This window comes from uncultured Aquimonas sp. (assembly GCF_937888285.1).
Taxonomy (GTDB): domain Bacteria; phylum Pseudomonadota; class Gammaproteobacteria; order Xanthomonadales; family Xanthomonadaceae; genus Aquimonas.
In genome coordinates this window covers 30,301-47,473 of record NZ_CALART010000098.1, presented here as the reverse complement: position 1 = coordinate 47,473, position 17,173 = coordinate 30,301, and the positions used below count along the sequence as shown (strand labels likewise).

The 17,173-nt window shown below is 69.6% G+C and carries 16 protein-coding genes; 4 read left to right on the top strand and 12 right to left on the bottom strand.

Translation table 11 applies throughout. The features are described 5' to 3' along the window. Positions 1-31: 31 nt before the first annotated feature. The 12 genes from Q0654_RS18210 to Q0654_RS18155 all read right to left on the bottom strand — a co-directional run bounded on the left by Q0654_RS18210 (position 32) and on the right by Q0654_RS18155 (position 10,179). Entirely contained in the window at positions 32-1,453 is a 1,422-nt protein-coding gene (locus Q0654_RS18210) for a sigma-54 dependent transcriptional regulator (protein ID WP_298856395.1), read from the bottom strand. Continuing rightward, positions 1,446-1,829, bottom strand: a complete 384-nt coding sequence (locus Q0654_RS18205) for a response regulator transcription factor (protein ID WP_298856394.1) — start codon at positions 1,827-1,829, stop codon at positions 1,446-1,448. Before Q0654_RS18205 ends, Q0654_RS18210 begins: the two co-directional genes overlap by 8 nt. Then, positions 1,826-3,283 (bottom strand): RNA polymerase factor sigma-54, encoded by a 1,458-nt coding sequence (gene rpoN / locus Q0654_RS18200; protein ID WP_298856393.1) that lies wholly within the window; start codon positions 3,281-3,283, stop codon positions 1,826-1,828. The genes Q0654_RS18205 and rpoN overlap by 4 nt, the downstream gene beginning before the upstream one ends. A gap of 231 nt (positions 3,284-3,514) precedes the next feature. Next, positions 3,515-4,147, bottom strand: coding sequence for a response regulator transcription factor (locus Q0654_RS18195; protein WP_298856392.1), 633 nt, complete (start codon positions 4,145-4,147; stop codon positions 3,515-3,517). A gap of 432 nt (positions 4,148-4,579) precedes the next feature. Beyond that, on the bottom strand, positions 4,580-5,143 hold the full coding sequence (locus tag Q0654_RS18190) for a PilZ domain-containing protein (protein ID WP_298856391.1): 564 nt from the start codon (positions 5,141-5,143) through the stop codon (positions 4,580-4,582). Continuing rightward, positions 5,140-5,421, bottom strand: a complete 282-nt coding sequence (locus Q0654_RS18185; protein ID WP_298856390.1) for a hypothetical protein — start codon at positions 5,419-5,421, stop codon at positions 5,140-5,142. The genes Q0654_RS18190 and Q0654_RS18185 overlap by 4 nt, the downstream gene beginning before the upstream one ends. Positions 5,422-5,480: 59 nt before the next feature. Next, a complete protein-coding gene (fliS, locus tag Q0654_RS18180; protein WP_298856389.1) occupies positions 5,481-5,885 on the bottom strand; it encodes a flagellar export chaperone FliS in 405 nt (134 codons plus the stop codon). Between the two features lie 17 nt (positions 5,886-5,902). After that, entirely contained in the window at positions 5,903-7,255 is a 1,353-nt protein-coding gene (gene fliD / locus Q0654_RS18175; RefSeq protein WP_298856388.1) for a flagellar filament capping protein FliD, read from the bottom strand. Positions 7,256-7,275: 20 nt separating this feature from the next. Next, a complete protein-coding gene (locus Q0654_RS18170) occupies positions 7,276-7,704 on the bottom strand; it encodes a flagellar protein FlaG (protein ID WP_298856387.1) in 429 nt (142 codons plus the stop codon). A gap of 65 nt (positions 7,705-7,769) precedes the next feature. Next, positions 7,770-8,918, bottom strand: a complete 1,149-nt coding sequence (locus tag Q0654_RS18165) for a flagellin (protein ID WP_298856414.1) — start codon at positions 8,916-8,918, stop codon at positions 7,770-7,772. A 257-nt stretch (positions 8,919-9,175) separates the two neighbouring features. Beyond that, positions 9,176-9,610, bottom strand: a complete 435-nt coding sequence (locus tag Q0654_RS18160; RefSeq protein WP_298856386.1) for a hypothetical protein — start codon at positions 9,608-9,610, stop codon at positions 9,176-9,178. 119 nt (positions 9,611-9,729) lie between these two features. After that, positions 9,730-10,179 carry an RDD family protein gene (locus Q0654_RS18155; RefSeq protein ID WP_298856385.1) on the bottom strand — a complete coding sequence of 150 codons (450 nt, stop codon included), beginning with the start codon at positions 10,177-10,179 and terminating at the stop codon, positions 9,730-9,732. A gap of 239 nt (positions 10,180-10,418) precedes the next feature. On the opposite strand from Q0654_RS18155, the gene xerD reads away from it, so the two are divergent. The 4 genes from xerD to Q0654_RS18135 all read left to right on the top strand — a co-directional run bounded on the left by xerD (position 10,419) and on the right by Q0654_RS18135 (position 17,072). Next, entirely contained in the window at positions 10,419-11,396 is a 978-nt protein-coding gene (gene xerD / locus Q0654_RS18150) for a site-specific tyrosine recombinase XerD (protein ID WP_298856413.1), read from the top strand. Between the two features lie 140 nt (positions 11,397-11,536). After that, positions 11,537-12,274, top strand: coding sequence for a thioredoxin fold domain-containing protein (locus Q0654_RS18145; RefSeq protein WP_298856384.1), 738 nt, complete (start codon positions 11,537-11,539; stop codon positions 12,272-12,274). 314 nt (positions 12,275-12,588) lie between these two features. Further along, the gene (gene purL, locus Q0654_RS18140) at positions 12,589-16,461 is read left to right on the top strand and encodes a phosphoribosylformylglycinamidine synthase (RefSeq protein ID WP_298856383.1); all 3,873 of its coding nucleotides are present in this window, start codon (positions 12,589-12,591) and stop codon (positions 16,459-16,461) included. Then, the gene (locus tag Q0654_RS18135; RefSeq protein WP_298856382.1) at positions 16,461-17,072 is read left to right on the top strand and encodes an exosortase H-associated membrane protein; all 612 of its coding nucleotides are present in this window, start codon (positions 16,461-16,463) and stop codon (positions 17,070-17,072) included. The genes purL and Q0654_RS18135 overlap by 1 nt, the downstream gene beginning before the upstream one ends. The last annotated feature ends 101 nt before the right edge of the window (positions 17,073-17,173 follow it).

The following is a 17,173-nucleotide window of genomic DNA, read 5'->3' as shown; positions in this document are numbered from 1 at the left end:
CGATCGAGGCAAGAGCTGTGCCGCAGGGTTGTCAGGAATCTGGCGTCAAATTCAAGTCGCCGTCGCGACCGAGGCCGTACTTGCGCAGCTTCTCGACCAGGGTGGTGCGGCGCAGGCCGAGCAGCTGGGCGGCGTGTGCGACCACGCCGTCGGCGCGCTCCAGTGCCGCGCGGATCAGGCTCATCTCGATGCGCGCGATGTGGTCCTTCAGGTCGATGCCCTCGGCGGGCAGGGTGTCGACCGAGCTGGGACTTTCGTTGGCGATGGCCGCGTCGAGCTCGTTCTCTTCCGGCAGCTCGACGCCGTCGCGGTAGCGCGCCGGCAGGTCACGGGCGCGCACCAGGCCGCCGGGATGCAGCACGGCCAGGCGTTCGATCAGGTTGGATAGTTCGCGCACGTTGCCGGGCCAGGGATAGGCCTGCAGCACCTGCAGGGCCTCGGGCGACAGCCGCACGCTGCCGCGGCCGGATTTCTCCAGCTGCTTGGTCAGCGCGGCGACCAACTCGGGCAGGTCCTCGCGGCGGTCGCGCAGGGACGGCATCTCGATCGGGAAGACGTTGAGCCGGTAGAACAGGTCCTCGCGGAAGCTGCCCTTGACGATGGCTTCTTCGAGGTTGCGGTGGGTGGCGGCGATGACGCGCACGTTGCAGCGGATGGTGTCGCTGCCGCCGACACGCTCGAAGCTGCGCTCCTGCAGCACGCGCAGCAGCTTGACCTGCATCGGCATGCTCATGTCGCCGATTTCATCGAGGAACAGGGTGCCGCCCTCTGCCAGCTCGAAACGGCCCTTGCGCGCGGTGATCGCACCGGTGAACGAACCCTTCTCGTGGCCGAACAGCTCGCTTTCGAGCAGCTCGGCCGGAATCGCCCCGCAGTTGACCGCCACGAAGGGGCCGTTGCGGCGGGCCGAGCGCTCGTAGATGGCACGGGCGCAGACCTCCTTGCCGGTGCCGGATTCGCCGAGGATCAGCACGGTGGTATCGAAGCTCGCCACCTGCTCGACCATCCGCCGCAGCTTCTGCACCGAGGCGCTGCTGCCGGTGGGGCCGCCGCGCGGCACGCCGGCGTCGGCGATGTCCTCCATTTTCTTGATGGAGGCGCGACGCAGGTGCTCGACCAGCTGTGGCTGCTTGATCGGGTAGTCGAGCGGCCAGAAGTTGGCGTCGTGCAGGCCGAAGGCCTGCGGACCGTCGAGGTGATGCTCGGGCAGCGCAAGGATCGGCGGATGCAGCGGGTCGCGCTTCAGCCAGTCGAGAAAGGCTTTCCAGCTCTTGACGTCGGTGACCTCGCCGAGCACGACGGCCAGCCAGTCCTGCGGGTCGTGCCGCGACAGGTGCAGCTCGTCGGCGTCGGTGACGACGCGCGGGGTCAGATCCATGAAATCGAGGATGGTGCCGATGCGCTCGCCGCGGCCGCGGTCGGCATCGATCACCAGCACGCGTGACTCAGACATGGCCTCGCTCCCCGGCAAGCCGCGCCAGGATCGGCATGACCTCCTGGACGTAGTTGAGCTTGCTGATGAAGGCGTCGGCGCCGGCGCGGGCGGCGTGCTCGCGGTGTTCGGCGTCGTCGAAGTGGCTGGCGATCACGATGTAGGGCGGGGCGGTCTGCGCCTTGATCAGGCGCGTGGCCTGCAGGCCGCCCATCTCGGGCATGGCGAGGTCCATCAGCACCACCGCAGGCTTTAGCTGCTCGGTCTGCGAGATCGCCTCCAGCCCGTTCATCGCGCGGCCGACCACCTCCAGCCAACCGACGTTGCGGAAGTGCCGCATCGCCGCGTTGAGGAAGCCATCGTGATCATCGACCAGCAGGACGGTAAGGCGATTCATTGGGCGGTTCTCGTAAGGTGGGGGACGCGGGGCGCACGATGATCGCCCATGGCCTGCAGCCGGCGCTCCTTGGCGGCGCCGATGCCGAGCATTTCGCGGTATTTGGCGACCGTGCGGCGGGCGATGCTGACGCCCTGCCGGGCCAGCAGGCTGACGATGGTGTCATCCGCCAGCGGTGCCGAGGGGTTCTCCGCCTCGATCAGGCGCTTGACCATGGCGCGCACGGCGACGCCGGCGACCGAGGCGCCTTCCAGACGCACGGCGAAGAAGTACTTGAGCTCGAAGGTGCCGCGCGGGGTCTGCACGTATTTGCCGGTGGTGATGCGCGAGATCGAGGACTCGTGCATGCCGATGGCGTCTGCGACTTCGCGCAGGGTCAAGGGGCCCATGCCCTCCTCGCCGCGATCGAAGAAGTTGAGCTGGCGCTCGACGATCGCCTGGGTGGTCTTCAGCAGGGTGTCGTAGCGCATCGACAGGCCGCGGGTCAGCCAGCGCGCGTCCTGCAGCAGCTCGCGCATCTTCTTCGCGCCGGCGTCGTCCTGCGAGGCGCTTTCCAGCAGGGCCTCGCAGACCGGACTGATGCGCACCTTGGGGGCGGTCAGCGGGTTCAGGCTGACCACCCAGTTGCCGTTGCGCCCCTTGCGCACGATGACGTCGGGGACGACGTACTGCTGCGGCTCGGGCTGCGTCTGGCTGCCGGGCTTGGGGTCCAGCGCCATGATCAGGCGCTCGGCGCAGATGACCTCGTCGGCGCTGACGTCCAGCGCGTCGGCGATGGCGTTGTGGTCGTGCTCGGCCATCAGCTGCAGGTGCTCGGAGACGATGCGCAGGGCCAGGCCGTGGCCGGGCTCGTCATGGTCCCGCTGCTCCAGCTGCACCAGCAGGCACTCGCGCAGGTCGACCGCACCATAGCCGGCGGGCTCCAGCCGCAGCAGGCGCTGGCGGATGCCGGCCAGCCGCAGCGGGTCGATGCCGCGCGCGCGCGCGGCGGCGGCAAGGTCCTGCAGGGGCAGTTCGAGATAGCCGGCGTCGTCGACCTGGTCGATCAGCCAGGCGGCCGCTTCCAGTTCCTCGGGGGTGTGCAGCTCCAGACTGAGCTGCTCCAGCAGGCGCTGGCGCACGCCGCCGGTTTCCCGCGCCATGCAGCGCGCCAGCGGGTCGTCATCGTCGTTGCCGCTGCCGTTGACCCGGCTCAGCCCTGCCTCGATGAAGTCGCTGGGCAGGTCTTCGCGTGGGCCATCGAGCGCGTCTTCCAACTCGACCTGGGCGGCCTCGGCGGCGTCCTCCGCGGCTTCGTCGTCGACGTCGGTTTCCAGCAGAGGGTTCTCGTCGAGGGCGCGATTGACCTCGGCCTCCAGCTCGATCGCATTCAGGTGCAGCAGGCGGATCGACTGCAGCAGCTGCGGCGTCAGGCTGAGCGTCTGGCTGAGCTGCTGGCGCATGCCCTGTTTCATGGGAACCCCTCGAAGGTGTAGCGGCGCCCGACCAACGGGAACGTACTGAACATTCTCGGCGCGGAACGTCGGAAACTTAATCAGGGTGAGCCCTACACAGGTAGGGAAATCCCCCACAAAAACGGAATCCCGTCGTCGGATTCCGCGGCATCGGGGGAGTTTTGACGGAACATCCGGGCAGCAATGGGCCAGTCGGGGTCGGATGGGCGAGCCCGCGCCGGCGGACCGACATCAGGCGTCGAGCGCGCGCTGCACCGCGAAGCGCAGCAGCTCACTGGAGCGCCGGATTCCCAGCGTCTCCATCATCCGCGCACGATGCGTTTCGACGGTCTTCACGCTGATGCCGAGCAGGGCGGCGATCTCCTTGGTGACCTTGCCCTGCGCAAGCAGGCGAAGGATCTCGCGCTGCCGCGGCGGCAGCGATTCCAGGTCCTGCGCGCCGGGCACGCGCTGGTGGCTGTTGCCGAGCATGCGCGAGGAGATCTTCGGGCTGAGGAAGGTATCGCCGCGCAGGGCAGCACGCAGGGCGATCTCCAATTCGGCCGGCGCGGCTTCCTTGACCACGAAGCCGAGCGCGCCGCGCTCAAGCGCGGTGCGCACATAGGCGGGATCGGCGTGCATGGACATCATCACGATGGCCGTGTCGGGAAACAGGCGGCGCATGTCGATCAGCACGTCGAGGCCGTTGCGGCCCGGCATGGCAAGGTCGATCAGGGCGATGTCCGGTCGGTGGATGGCGGTGAGGTCGAGCGCCTCCTGGCCGTCCTGCGCTTCGGCCACGACCTCGATGTCGGGCTGCGACTCCAGCAGACGGCGGATGCCGGCGCGCACCAGGGTGTGGTCGTCGGCGAGCAGTACGCGCATGCGCAGGTCCAAGGGGGCGGGAGCGGTTGGGGGAAACTTAGCGCAGTGCGCCGGACAGCGAAAGCGTGCGTTGGTTCGCGGATCGCGCTGGATGGACTTCGCGTTGCGCGGGTTCCGAGGAATCGCCGCGGAGACGGGTGCAGGGCGCGATGTAGTCGTAGGGCGGACAAGCGCAGCGCATCCGCCAGCGATGGCGAGGGATGCGCCGGATCTGGCGCTTTCGAAGCCTGGGGCCGGGTGCTGGCACATGCGCTGTGCTTACGTACCCTACGCGGACGGCGCGCTGCGGCTTCGCTGGGTGCAAGGCGTCGATCGAGGTCGTAGGGCGGATAAGCGCAGCGCATCCGCCGGATACTCGCCACGCGCAAGGCTGGCCGCCCTGCATCACCCGCAAGCCTGACCCAATCGAAGGGGCCGAACCGCAGAGGGCAATCAGGCGCCACGCCGGCTGGCTGCGATCTGCCGGCGATGCTGGCGGAACAGGAAGCGCTCGAGCGCGGCCTCGAGGCCACAGGTATCAGGCGGGAACGCGAGCCACAGTTCGTGCTGGCCATCGGCGCCTTCGACACCGGCCAGCACCTGCACCGGCAGGCGCAGGGGCAGGCTCAGTCCGGTCGGCAGCTGCAGGCTGAGCAGATGGCGGCTGCCGACGACGCGGGCCTGAGCCACGCTGATCTGCGCGCCCAGCCGTGACCAGCGTACCGGCCGCGGCGGCGACTGCGGTTGTTCAGCGGCCAGCATCCGGCCGAGCAGCTCCAGGGCGAGGTCGACTTTGGCTTCGATCCGCAGCAGGGCAGCATCCTGCGGCGCGTGCTCCGGGTCCTCGGGGGTGGCGGTCTCTGCCAGGGTGGCGCTGCGCAGCAGGCGTTCGGCCATGGCCTGGTGGCGCTGGATCTCCGCCACGGTCTCGGGGCCTGGCGTCAGGGTGCAGGCCAGCTCGTCGCGACAGACCAGCGCCTGTCCAAACAGCTGCAGCTCGGCCTCGTCCGGGCTCATTCGCCCTGGTCCTGCAGGTAGTGATGCAGCGCGCTGTGGTGGCGACGCTGCTCGCCCAGCTGTTCGCCCAAGCGGTCGCGCACCGACAGCAGCAGCGAATGCACCTGGTGCTGCCGCGCGAGCAGGCGGCGCGCCGCCGTTTCGTCGATGGGCTCGGGGCTGGCGAAGGCGGCGCGCACTGCACGATCGTGCTCGGCCAGGGCGGCTTCGGCGCCCTCGATATCGCCGTGCTCCAGGCGCTGTGCCAAGGCTTCGAAGCGTTCGAGGATCTCGCGCATGGGGCGTCTCCGGGGTGCGTGCCGGGGCGGCAGGCTTCGACGCCAGCGAAGGCTCGGCGTCAGCCGGCCTTCTGCTGCAGCTCGGGCGGGATCGCCGCCCAGGCGGCCTGGACTTCCGCCAGAAGGCCGTCCACTTCGCTGAACGCGCCGGGGTCGTTGGCGGCATTGCCCTCGACCAGGCGGCGGGTGGCGTAATCGTAGAGCGCATCAAGGCTGGCGGCCACGTCTCCGCCCGCACTGTGGTCGAGCGAGCCGCGCAGGCTGTCGATGATCGCGCAGGCGCGGCTGATCGCCTCGCCCTTGGCGGCGATGCGGCCCTCGCTCATCGCGGCCAGGGCCAGCGCGATGCGTTCGCGGGCGCCGCTGAGCAGCAAACCGATCAGTTTGTGAGGGCTGGCGTCGATCACCGAACCTTCGAGGCCGGTGCTGCGGTACTGCTTCAGATAGGCCTGTGCGCCGTGCATGGGGATGTCCTCGTGGTTTAGCGGGCGGCAGACGGCAGCTGGCTGAGCTGGTTGGCCAGGAAGCTGCTGGTGCCCTGCAGCTGCGCGACGATCTTTTCCATCGCCGTGAACTGTGCCAGGTAGGTTTTCTGTACGCGCTCCATGCGGACGTCCAGGGCCTCGCGCTGGCGGGTCACGTCATTCAGGCGATCATTGATCGCTTTGTTGCGGCTGGTGATGACGCCGTTGGTGCCGGTGAAGCTGTCGACCAGATCGGCGACGCGCTTGCCTGTGCTGCCATCGCCGCTGAACAGCTTGGCCACGGCCTGCGGGTTGGCGTTCATCGCGGCATCGAATCGCGCGGCATCCAGCTTCAGGCTGCCGTCGGCCTGGAAGGTGATGCCCACCGAGTTCAGCGATTCGAAGCCGACCGGCTGGCCGGGCACGCTGGCGCCGATGGCATTGCGCAGCTGGCTGACCAGGGAGCGCGGCAGCGCATCGCCGGTCAGCGGCGAGGTCACGCCGGTCTGCGGATTGGCCAGGGTGGCGACCTTGACCGTGCTCATCACGCTGTTCACGGCGGTGACGAAAGCCTCGGCCTGCTTGCGCGCCGCGCCGTCGTCGCGGCCCACGGTGAGCGTGGTGCGGGTCGTGGCCGGATCGGTCTCGGACTTGGTCGCGGTGAAGCTCACGCCCGGAATCACCGAGGCGAAGGTGTTGCTGTTGGACGAAGCCAGGTTGCCGTCGACGCGCACCTGCGCATCGGCGGCCGCCGCGTTGACGGTGAACGCCGTGGCGAAGGCATCAAGATCGCCCGTGCCGCTGATCGACACGGCTTTGGCTGCGCCGGTCTCGCGGCCGGTCAGCACCAGGCGCACGCCGTCGTCGGTGGTGACCAGGCTGGCCGACACGCCGGCGTTGTCGCTGGCGTTGTTGATGGCGTCGCGCAGGCCTTCAAGGGTGATCGCGCCGCCGCTGGCATTGACCGTGAAGTTTGCGCTGCCGACGTTGAGCGTCAGGCTGCCGCTGCCCAGCGAGGTGCCTGCTGTGGCCTGCGCCGTCGAACTCAGCTTGCCGGCGCGGGCCAGGCTGACGACTTCGATGTCGTAGCTGCCCTGCTGGGCCTGTGGGCCGGCCGTCGCGCTGAGGTAATTCGCATTGCTGAGGCTGACGGTGCGCGCGCCGAAGCCGCTGGCCGTGCTGAAGGCGCTGGCTGCGGTCTTGAGCTGGGCCAGCACGCTGCTGATATTGCCCAGCGAGCTCAGCTGCGCCCGGGCGCTCGACTCGATCCGCGACAGGCGCTGCGCCTGCGGCGCGCGCTCCGCCGCCACGAGCTGGCTGACCAGGCCCTGGATGTCGAGGCCCGAACCGACGCCACCGATGCTGGACATGGCTGCCCTACTCCTTCGCGCTAGGCGCTTTCGTTGATCATGCCCGAGCCGAGCTCGGCCATGCGCTGGGCGATGCGCAGCGAAACCTCCGACGGGATCTGCTGGATCACGTCGCCGGATTCCTGGTCGACGATGCTCACCACCACGCGGTTGGAGTCGTCGTCGACGCGGAAGCGCAGCGAGGTCGGCACATCCTTCATCACCTCGTCGAGCTGGCGCTGCAGTTCTTCGCTGGACTCGCGCCGCCCTGCCGGCTCGCGCTCCTGCGCTGCCGCCTGTGCGGGCGCGGCGGTGCCGCCCTGCAATGCCTGCGCCGACGATCCGGTGGCGCTGGCTGCCGGCGCGCTGGGGGCGGCGGGCTGCGGCGGCCCGGAAAGCGACGAAGCCCCGCTGCTGCGTGGGGCAGCGGCCGGGCCGTAGGTGCTCAGCAGTGGATTGATGGTGTTCATGGCTCACCTCGGACCGAAGGGGGCAGGGTGCGACCCTGCCCCCCGGTGGAGCCCGGAATCCTGCCTTAACGCAGCAGGCTCAGGACGTTCTGCGGCAGCTGGTTGGCCTGGGCCAGCATCGCGGTGCCGGCCTGCTGCAGGATCTGGCCGCGGGTCAGCTCGGCGGTTTCCTTGGCGTAGTCGGCGTCACGGATGCGCGAGCGCGAGGCCGACAGGTTCTCGGAGCTCGTCTGCAGGTTGGTCACCACCGAGCTGAAGCGGTTCTGGATCGCACCGAGCTCAGCGCGCGAGGAGTTGACCGCCGTCAGGGCGTTGTCGATCTGGCCGATCGCCAGCTGGGCGTCGGTGAAGCTCGACACGTTGACCGAAGTGATGCCGGTGCTGGTTGATGCCGTGCCGGTGAAGGCGTTGGCGATACCGGCAATGGTGGCGTCGTTGGTCGTGCCCGTGACCGTCACCAGGGCATTGCTGACCAGGGTGATGTCGCCGGTGGTCGCATCGTAGGACGCGCCCACGCCCGACTGGGCCGACACGCGATTGATGGCTTCCACCAGCTGGCCCGCACGCTCCTGGGCGTTGGCTGCAGCTCCGATCGCACCGACGTCGGTGCCATTCAGCACCAGGCCGCCCGCTGCGATCGGGGTGGCAAAGCCGGTCAGGGCGGTCGCATTGAAGCTGCCGGTGACGCGGGTGAAGGTGCCGCCGATGGCGCCCACCTGGGCGTTGGCGATGCTGGAGATGCTGATCGTCTCGCCAGCGTTCGCGCCGACCTGGAAGGCCACCGCAGTGAACGAGCCGTCCAGCAGCTTGGTGCCGTTGAAGCTGGTCTGCTCGGCGACGCGCTGGATCTCGGCCTTCAGCTGGGTGACTTCAGCGTTCAGGGCGTCGCGGTCGGTCTGATTGTTGGTGCCGTTCGAGGCCTGAACGGCCAGCTCGCGGATGCGCTGCAGGTTGTTGCCAACCTCGGCCAGCGCGCCTTCGGCGGTCTGCGCCAGCGAGATGCCGTCATTGGCGTTGCGGGCGGCCTGATTGACGCCGCGGATCTGGCTGGTGAAGCGCTCGGAGATGGCGAGGCCGGCGGCGTCGTCCTTGGCGCTGTTGATGCGCAGGCCCGAGCTCAGGCGCTGCAGGCTGGTGGCCAGCTGGGAGCCGGAGGTCGACAGGTTGCGCTGTGCGTTCAGCGAGGCGACGTTGGTGTTGATGACTTGCATGATGACTCTCCTCGGGGTTCGGGTTCCGTTGGCCCGGTGGGCCTGGATTCCGCAGGGGGATGGCCTGTTGCCGAGGCCCCGGCGCCTGCTGAGTCATTTAACGTCCGCGCGGTCGGAATCTTTAGGGCCACGTTTCGCGCCCAACGTGTCAGGGCGGTCCTGACAGCGGGTCCGGGGCAGGTCGTTCCGGACATCCCGAAACGCCCACGGGCCCCGCAGGGCCCGTGGTGTTTGCCTGTGGACTCAAGCCGCGCCGCGCTTCAGCGCATCAGCGCCAGCACCGTCGCCGGCTGCACGTTGGCCTGTGCGCTCAGCATCTGTGCGCCCGAACTCTGCGCCTGCTCGCGCAGGCGGCCGGCGCTTTCGCCGATGCGCTGCGCGGTATCGCTGCGGGCGGCCTCCAGGCTCTGGGCCGATGCCGCATCACTGCTCTGCGCGGCGCGGGCCAGCTCGGTGCTTCCGCTCAGAGGACGGGGGCGCGCCAGGAACTCGGCGCCCAGCGCGAAGGTGTCCTGTCCGGGCTGGATACGCTGGTCGACCTGCAGCCCGAGGTTCGGCGCCGGCTGGCTGGCGGCCGAGCCGGTCGGATTCAGGGCTTGGCCCGCGTCCAGACGCTGGCTGGCGCGCGACTGGGTGTCGAGGTCGAGCGCGCGGGTGGTCTGCGCGGCGAAGGTGGGTTTGGCGTTGATCTGCATGGCGATCCTGCGGCGTCATTGCCGCGGGTGGCTTGAGTCCGCCGAGTGTAGGCGCGTTGCGGCTCGCGTTAAGTCAACGCGGGCACGCTCTGCAGTCAGGAAAAGCCTGACAGCCGGGTTCAGCGCTTGGGCAGGCGCACGGTCAGGGTGCCGGAGGCCAACTCGTGCCAGCTGCGGCGTTCGCGGTCGATCAGCACCCAGGCGAAGCCGAAGCCCGCGGCAGCGAGGGATACCGCGCCGACGCCGAAGCGCAGTGCGATGGCGGGCCAGCCTGGGGGGTTGCCTTGGGCATCCACGGCGCGCAGGCGCCAGGCGCGCATCCCCAGCGTCTGCCCGCCGAAGCGCCAGGACAGCCCCGCGTATAGAAAGGTCGCGCCGACCAGGGCGACGAACTCCAGCCAGGCGCCCAGGCTGCCGGGGGTGACCGGCTCGCCGCCGTTTGCGGCGTAGCTCAGCACCGCCACGGCGAACCAGATGCCCAGCACCGGGAAAAAGTCGTAGACCAGGGCGAACAGGCGCGGCCACAGGGTGGCGGCTTCGACTTCGAGGCGGGCAGGGGCGGTGCTCATGGGCAGCAAGGATACCGGGCCGACTCGCCAAGGAAGCGCTGAAGAATCCAGCGTTGCCGCGCGCCAAGGAAGGCGCGCCCGCGGATCGAGCACGCACGTGCTTGATCCAGCGTGACCCAGCGAAGCGAAGGCGTCGCCGCGTAGTGGCCGAGCGAGTCCGGACATGTGCCGGACTCGCGACCACTGATCAAGCCCAGGCGGGGCTTGATCAGTGTTGCCCTAAGCTTGCGCGCATGCCCATGTCGTCGACGCCCACGCCCCGACCCAAACCCGCCTCGGCCGCCGAGCGTCGTGAGCGCACGCTCGCCCTGCCGCCCGCTCGCGAGGCCGACCAGCGCCTGATCGAGGCCTTCATCGAGCGCGCCTGGGCCGAGGACGGGCTGTCGCGCAACACCCAGGACAGCTACCGGCGCGACCTTGAAGGCTTTGCCCGCTGGCTGGTGGATCACGGCCCCGGCCTGTTCGAGGTCGGGCGCAGCGAGGTCTACGCCTATCTGGCTTGGCGCAGCGCCCAGGCCTACAGCCCGCGCAGCGGCGCGCGACTTCTATCCAGCCTGCGCCGCTTCTACGCCCAGGCCCTGCGCCTGAACCGCATTGCCAGCGATCCGCTGGCCCTGATCGAGAGCCCCAAGCTGGGGCGGCCCCTGCCCAAGGCGCTGACCGAGGCCGAGGTCGAGGCCCTGCTGGGTGCGCCCGAGCTCGACACGCCGCTGGGCCTGCGCGACCGGGCGATGCTGGAGCTGATGTACGGCACCGGCCTGCGCGTGTCCGAGCTGGTCGAGCTGCCGGCGGCAGCGGTCAACCTGCGCCAGGGCGTGCTGCGGGTGATGGGCAAGGGCAGCAAGGAGCGCCTGCTGCCGATGGGCGAGGAGGCCCAGCACTGGCTGCAGCGCTATCTGGACGAGTCCCGCCCGCTGCTGGCGCGCGGCCGCCAGCCGCTGGCCCTGTTCCTGTCGCGGCTGGGCGAGGGCATGAGCCGGCAGATGTTCTGGCACGGCGTGAAGCAGTTGGCACTGCGCGCCGGCATTCCGGGCGAGCGCGTCAGCCCGCACACCCTGCGGCACGCGTTCGCCACCCATCTGCTGAATCACGGCGCCGATCTGCGCGCCCTGCAGATGCTGCTGGGCCACAGCAGCCTGTCGACCACGCAGATCTACACCTTTGTCGCGCGTGAAGGCCTGAAGCGCCTGCACAGCCAGCACCATCCGCGCGGCTGAGGGCGCCGCCGGCAGGGCGGTCGGCTCGGGTACACTCGCGCCGCCCGCGTCTGGCGCGGCACTGAACTTTCCGGCCCGGGGCACGGTCGCAGCGCGACAGGCCCGCAGTCCGCCGGCCCCATCCAGCTTCGAGGAACCGCATGACCCGCATCCTTGCCGGCGCCGTGATCGCCGCCCTGAGTTTCGTGGCCACCGCCACGCCCGCCTTCGCGCAGTCCGGTGAGTCCGCGGTGCGCGGTGCCATCGAAACCCTGGTGCCGAATGCCAAGATCGACAGCGTGTCCGAGTCGGTGGTGCCGAACCTCTACGAGGTCACCATCGAAGGTCGCGTGGTCTATGTGACCGCCGACGGCCGCTACCTGATCCAGGGCTCGCTGTTCGACATCCCCAACCGGGTCGATGTCACCGAAGCCAGCCGTTCCAAGGTCCGTCGCGAGGCGCTGGCCCAGGTCACCACCGGCCGCATCGTGTTTGCGCCGCCGAACCCCAAGTACACCCTCACCGTGTTCACCGACATCGACTGTGGCTACTGCCGCAAGATGCATGAGCACATGACCGAGTACAACAGCGCCGGCATCGCCATCGAGTACCTGTTTTTTCCGCGCGCCGGCATCAATTCCGAGAGCTACCAGAAAGCGGTTTCGGTGTACTGCTCGACCAACCAGCAGAAGGCCATGACCGACGCCAAGGCCGGGCAGCCGCTGGACCGCAAGGAGTGCGAGAACCCGATCGCCGACCAGTACACGCTGTCGCAGCAGATCGGCGTGACCGGTACCCCGGCGGTGTTCACCGAGGACGGCACCCAGCTCGGCGGCTACATGCCGCCGGACCAGCTGCTGCAGCGCCTGGAGGCGATGGCGGCCGCGCCGAAGCAGTAAGTCGCGCCACCCAGGGCGTGGGATCGAACGGCGGCTCCGATGTAAGGCAACACTGATCAAGTCCATCCTGGTCTCGATCAGTGATCGCGAGTCCGGCGCAGGTCCGGACTCGCTTGCGCTGGATCAAGTGCTTACGCGCTCGATCCGCGGGCGCGCCCTCCATGGCGCGCGACAACGCTGAATTCTTCAGCGTTGTCTTTAGGGGTCGCCGTTCTTCGTTTGGCGTCTGGGCGCTCGTGGCCGGTCATCAGTGAGCAAGCTGGTAGAATTCGCGCCCCGCATTCCTCGCGCCGCGCGCGCGTGACAAGGTCAGCATGATCGTGTTCGAGGGCCAGGCGGCCCTGTCGTCCTTCCGTCTGGCGGCGCTCGCCGCCCGCGTTGGCAGCCTGGCACCGGGCCTCGGCCCTGTCTCCACCCGCTGGCTGTACTTCATCGAACTGGAGCCTGGCCTTGCCCTGGGTGAGGCCGACAGCCTCCGCATCGGCCGCATCCTCGAAGCTCGTCCCGGCAGCGCGCAGCCGGCGCCGACCTCGCCCTGGGTGCTGCCGCGGCTGGGCACGCGCTCGCCCTGGTCGACCAAGGCCACCGAGATCCTGCGCGGCGCCGGCCTGCCGGTGGCGCGGGTCGAGCGCGGCCTCGCCTATGCGCTGAACGCCGAGCTGCCGGCCACACCGGGCCTGGCCGCGCTGCTGCACGATCCGATGACCCAGAGCCTGGTGGTCGAGGGCTCCCGTCTCGCCGGTCTGTTCGCCGCGCAGGCGCCGGCCCGCGCCGAGCGCATCGCCCCGGCCGAGCTGCCGGCGGCCAATGCGCGCCTGGGCCTGGCCCTGTCCGAGGACGAGATCGAGTATCTGCAGGCGCGCTTCGCCGAGCTGGATCGTGCGCCCTCCGACGCCGAGCTGATGATGTTCGCGCAGGCCAACTCCGAGCACTGTCGGCACAAGATCTTCAATGCCAGCTGGCGGATCGAGGGCGAGGACAAGGCGATCAGCCTGTTCGGCATGATCCGCAACACGCAGAAGGTGTCGCCGCAGCTGACCCTCTCGGCCTACAAGGACAACGCCGCCGTCGTCGAGGGCTTCAGCGCGCGTCGCTTCGCCGCCGGCCCCGATCGCGTCTATGTCGAGCGACCGACTGCGCCCTCGGCGTTCGCGATCAAGGTCGAGACCCACAACCACCCGACCGCGATTTCGCCCTTTCCGGGCGCGGCCACCGGCTCCGGCGGCGAAATCCGCGACGAAGGCGCCACCGGTCGCGGCGGCAAGCCCAAGGCCGGGCTCACCGGCTTCACCGTCAGCCATCTGCGCATTCCCGGCCTGCCGCGCCCCTGGGAGAGCGCGCGCCCGCTCAATCCGCGCATGGCCACGGCCTTCGAGATCATGCGCGACGGCCCGATCGGCGCGGCCGCCTTCAACAACGAGTTCGGCCGGCCGGCCCTGACCGGCTACTTCCGCAGCTTCGAACTGCCCACTGAGCAGCCTGGCGTGTATCGCGGCTACGACAAGCCGATCATGCTGGCCGGCGGTGTCGGCAGCATCGAGCGCGACCAGGTCGAGAAGCGCCGCCTGCGTCCCGGCGATGCCGTCGTCGTGCTCGGCGGGCCGGGCATGCTGATCGGTCTCGGCGGTGGTGCGGCCTCCTCGGTGGCTTCCGGCCAGAGCAGCGAGGACCTCGACTTCGCCTCGGTGCAGCGCGACAACCCCGAGATGCAGCGCCGCTGCCAGGAAGTGATCGACCGCTGCTGGCTGCTGGGCGAAGCCAATCCGATCCTGTCGGCGCATGACGTCGGCGCGGGCGGCCTGTCGAATGCGCTGCCCGAGCTGCTCAACGACTCCGAGGTCGGCGGCGAGATCGACCTGGCCCGGGTGCCCTCCGACGATCCCGGCCTGTCGCCCATGCAGCTGTGGTGCAACGAGGCGCAGGAGCGCTATGCGCTGGGCATCGCCGCCGAGCGCCTGGCCGAGTTCGAGGCCCTGTGTCGGCGCGAGCGCTGCATCTACGCCGTGGTCGGCCGGGTCACCGCCGAACGCCATCTGCGCGTCAGCGATTCGCGCCCGCAGGCGCTCGCTGTCACTGGCACGCCGGAGGCGGTCATCGACCTGCCGATGGATGTTCTGTTCGGCAAGGCGCCAAAGATGCACCGCGACACCCGGCCGCCGCGCGCGGTGGCCTGGCCGCGGCTCGATCCAGCCACGATCGAGCTGCGCGACGCGGGCCTGCGCGTGCTCTCGCATCCCAGCGTGGGCGCCAAGCAGTTCCTGGTCACGATCGGCGACCGCACGGTCGGCGGCCTCTCGGCCCGCGACCAGATGGTCGGGCCCTGGCAGCTGCCGCTGGCCGATGTCGCCGTCACCCTGGCTGACTTCGAGGGCTATACCGGTGAGGCGATGGCGCTGGGCGAACGCAGCCCGCTGGCCCTGATCGATGCCGCCGCCTCGGCGCGCATGGCGGTCGGCGAGGCCCTGACCAATCTCGCCGCCGCTCCGGTGGCCTCGCTCAAGGAAGTGAAGCTCTCGGCCAACTGGATGGCCGCGGCCGGCTTCGATGGCGAGGACGCCCTGCTGTTCGACGCGGTGCAAGCGGTCGGCATGGAGCTCTGCCCCGCGCTCGGCATCGGCATCCCGGTCGGCAAGGACTCGCTGTCCATGCAGGCGCGCTGGCAGCACGGCGAGGACACCCAGACCGTGGCTTCGCCGGTGTCGCTGGTCATCAGCGCCTTTGCCCGCGTCGAGGATGTTCGCGCCACCCTGACCCCGGTGCTGGCCACCGACCAGGGCGAAACCGAGCTGTGGCTGATCGGCCTCGGCGCCGGCAAGCAGCGCATGGGCGGCTCGATTCTGGCGCAGTGCTTTGATCGCTTCGGCGGCGCCAGCCCCGATATCGAGGACGCCGATACCTTGCGCGAATTCTTCGACCTGATCCAGGCCGCGCGCGCGGAAGGTCTGATCCTCGCCTACCACGACCGTTCCGACGGTGGCGCGTTTGCCGCCGCCTGCGAGATGGCCTTCGCCGGCCACTGCGGCCTGCAGCTGCAGCTGCAGGGCTGGTCCGAGCAGGTGTTGCCGGCCCTGTTCAACGAAGAGCTGGGCGCGGTCGTGCAGATCCGCACCGAGGACCGCGCCGCCTTCGCCGATCTGGTCGAGCGGCATGGCCTGATCCACTGCGCGCAGCGCATCGGGCGGCCCAGTCGCCGGCCCAGCGTGCGCGTGCTGGACGGCGACGAAACCTTGGCCGAGTGGGCCTGGAAGGATCTGTTCGAGGCCTGGTGGTCGACCAGTCATGCCATCCAGCAGCGCCGCGACGAACCTGGCTGTGCCGATGCCGAACGGGCCCTGGCCAGCGACTTCGAGGCCGCGCCGCTGGAAGCTGCACTCAGCTTCGATCCCGCGGACGACATCGCCGCGCCGTACGTCAACGCCGGCGCGCGGCCGCGGGTGGCGATCCTGCGCGAGCAGGGCGTCAACGGCCAGATCGAAATGGCCGCGGCCTTCCACCGCGCCGGCTTCGAGGCGGTCGACGTGCACATGAGCGACCTGCTCGAGAACGGCGGCTCGCTCGAGGGCTTCCGCGGCCTCGCCGCCTGCGGCGGCTTCAGTTACGGCGACGTGCTGGGGGCAGGCCGCGGCTGGGTCACGTCGATCCTGGAGCACGCCCGCCTGCGCGCCGAGTTCGAACGCTTCTTCCATCGCACCGATGCCTTCGCGCTGGGCGTCTGCAACGGCTGCCAGATGCTGAGCCAGCTGAAGGACCTGATCCCCGGCGCCGAGGACTGGCCGCAGTTCCAGCGCAATGCCTCCGAGCAGTACGAGGCGCGGCTGGTGCAAGTCGAAGTGCTCGACTCGCCCTCGATCCTGCTGCGCGGCATGGCCGGTTCGCGCCTGCCGATCGTGGTCAGCCACGGTGAGGGGCGCGCGGTATTCGCCTCGGCCGAGCAGCAGGGCAGGGCAGCGGTGGCCTTGCGCTATGCGACCCACGGCGGTGGCGCGGCGACTTCCTATCCGCTGAACCCGAACGGCTCGCCCGGGGGCATCACCGGACTCACCAATCGCGACGGCCGGGTCAGCCTGATGATGCCCCATCCCGAGCGCGTGTTCCGCACGGTGCAGATGAGCTGGCACCCGGCCGGCTGGGGCGAGGCCTCGCCCTGGCTGCGCCTGTTCCGCAACGCGCGCGCCTGGGTGCAGTGATGCAGCTCTCGCCGCTGCGCCAGTTCATCCTCGCCTCGGCCCTGTGGCTGCCGGCCTGCTTCTTCCTGTGGGCGGTGCTGATCTCGCCGATCCTGCTGCCGGTGGCCAAGATCGCCCAGGCGGTGCTGCTGCAGCTGCTGCCGCAGACCGTGGAGCTGATCGAGCAGGACGGCCAGAACTTCGAGGTGGTCACGCGGCTGTTGACCGAAGCCGACGCCAGCGGCCGTGTCGGCCAGCTGGTGCTGACGTCCACCCCGATGATCTACGCCTGGTGCCTGCCGCTGTTCGCCGGGCTGGTGATGGCGGCGCCGATCGCCGGGCGCGAAAAGCTCAAGCAGTTCGCGATCGGCATCCCCGTGCTGTGGCTGGTGGTCAGCTGGGGCGCGATCTTCGACGCCCTCTATCTGCTGCAGTTCCAGGCCGGCCCGCTCGGCGAAGCCGCCCTGCAGCAGGCGGGGCTCGCGCCGAACCTGGTGGCGATGGGCTACCAGTTCGGCTACCTGATCCTGCCGCCGGTGGTGCCGATCGTGATCTGGATCGGCCTGAACAGCGCCTTCCTGCAGGAACTCGTCGAGTTCACCCGGGAACCACCGGAGCCGCCCGCAGTCTGAGGCAGGCTTCCGCGCTGCGGCAGCCCTGCAGCCGGCCTTGGGGTTATCCTTGCCGGCCCCACCGTCCTGGCTGACCGAGGCATACCGTTTGAACGCAGTGC

Bases quoted from the DNA above. Each gene is read 5' to 3' on its own strand.
- Q0654_RS18210 (WP_298856395.1), bottom strand. From the start codon at position 1,453: ATGTCTGAGTCACGCGTGCTGGTGATCGATGCCGACCGCGGCCGCGGC.
- Q0654_RS18205 (WP_298856394.1), bottom strand. From the start codon at position 1,829: ATGAATCGCCTTACCGTCCTGCTGGTCGATGATCACGATGGCTTCCTC.
- rpoN (WP_298856393.1), bottom strand. From the start codon at position 3,283: ATGAAACAGGGCATGCGCCAGCAGCTCAGCCAGACGCTCAGCCTGACG.
- Q0654_RS18195 (WP_298856392.1), bottom strand. From the start codon at position 4,147: ATGCGCGTACTGCTCGCCGACGACCACACCCTGGTGCGCGCCGGCATC.
- Q0654_RS18190 (WP_298856391.1), bottom strand. From the start codon at position 5,143: ATGAGCCCGGACGAGGCCGAGCTGCAGCTGTTTGGACAGGCGCTGGTC.
- Q0654_RS18185 (WP_298856390.1), bottom strand. From the start codon at position 5,421: ATGCGCGAGATCCTCGAACGCTTCGAAGCCTTGGCACAGCGCCTGGAG.
- fliS (WP_298856389.1), bottom strand. From the start codon at position 5,885: ATGCACGGCGCACAGGCCTATCTGAAGCAGTACCGCAGCACCGGCCTC.
- fliD (WP_298856388.1), bottom strand. From the start codon at position 7,255: ATGTCCAGCATCGGTGGCGTCGGTTCGGGCCTCGACATCCAGGGCCTG.
- Q0654_RS18170 (WP_298856387.1), bottom strand. From the start codon at position 7,704: ATGAACACCATCAATCCACTGCTGAGCACCTACGGCCCGGCCGCTGCC.
- Q0654_RS18160 (WP_298856386.1), bottom strand. From the start codon at position 9,610: ATGCAGATCAACGCCAAACCCACCTTCGCCGCGCAGACCACCCGCGCG.
- Q0654_RS18155 (WP_298856385.1), bottom strand. From the start codon at position 10,179: ATGAGCACCGCCCCTGCCCGCCTCGAAGTCGAAGCCGCCACCCTGTGG.
- xerD (WP_298856413.1), top strand. From the start codon at position 10,419: ATGTCGTCGACGCCCACGCCCCGACCCAAACCCGCCTCGGCCGCCGAG.
- Q0654_RS18145 (WP_298856384.1), top strand. From the start codon at position 11,537: ATGACCCGCATCCTTGCCGGCGCCGTGATCGCCGCCCTGAGTTTCGTG.
- purL (WP_298856383.1), top strand. From the start codon at position 12,589: ATGATCGTGTTCGAGGGCCAGGCGGCCCTGTCGTCCTTCCGTCTGGCG.
- Q0654_RS18135 (WP_298856382.1), top strand. From the start codon at position 16,461: ATGCAGCTCTCGCCGCTGCGCCAGTTCATCCTCGCCTCGGCCCTGTGG.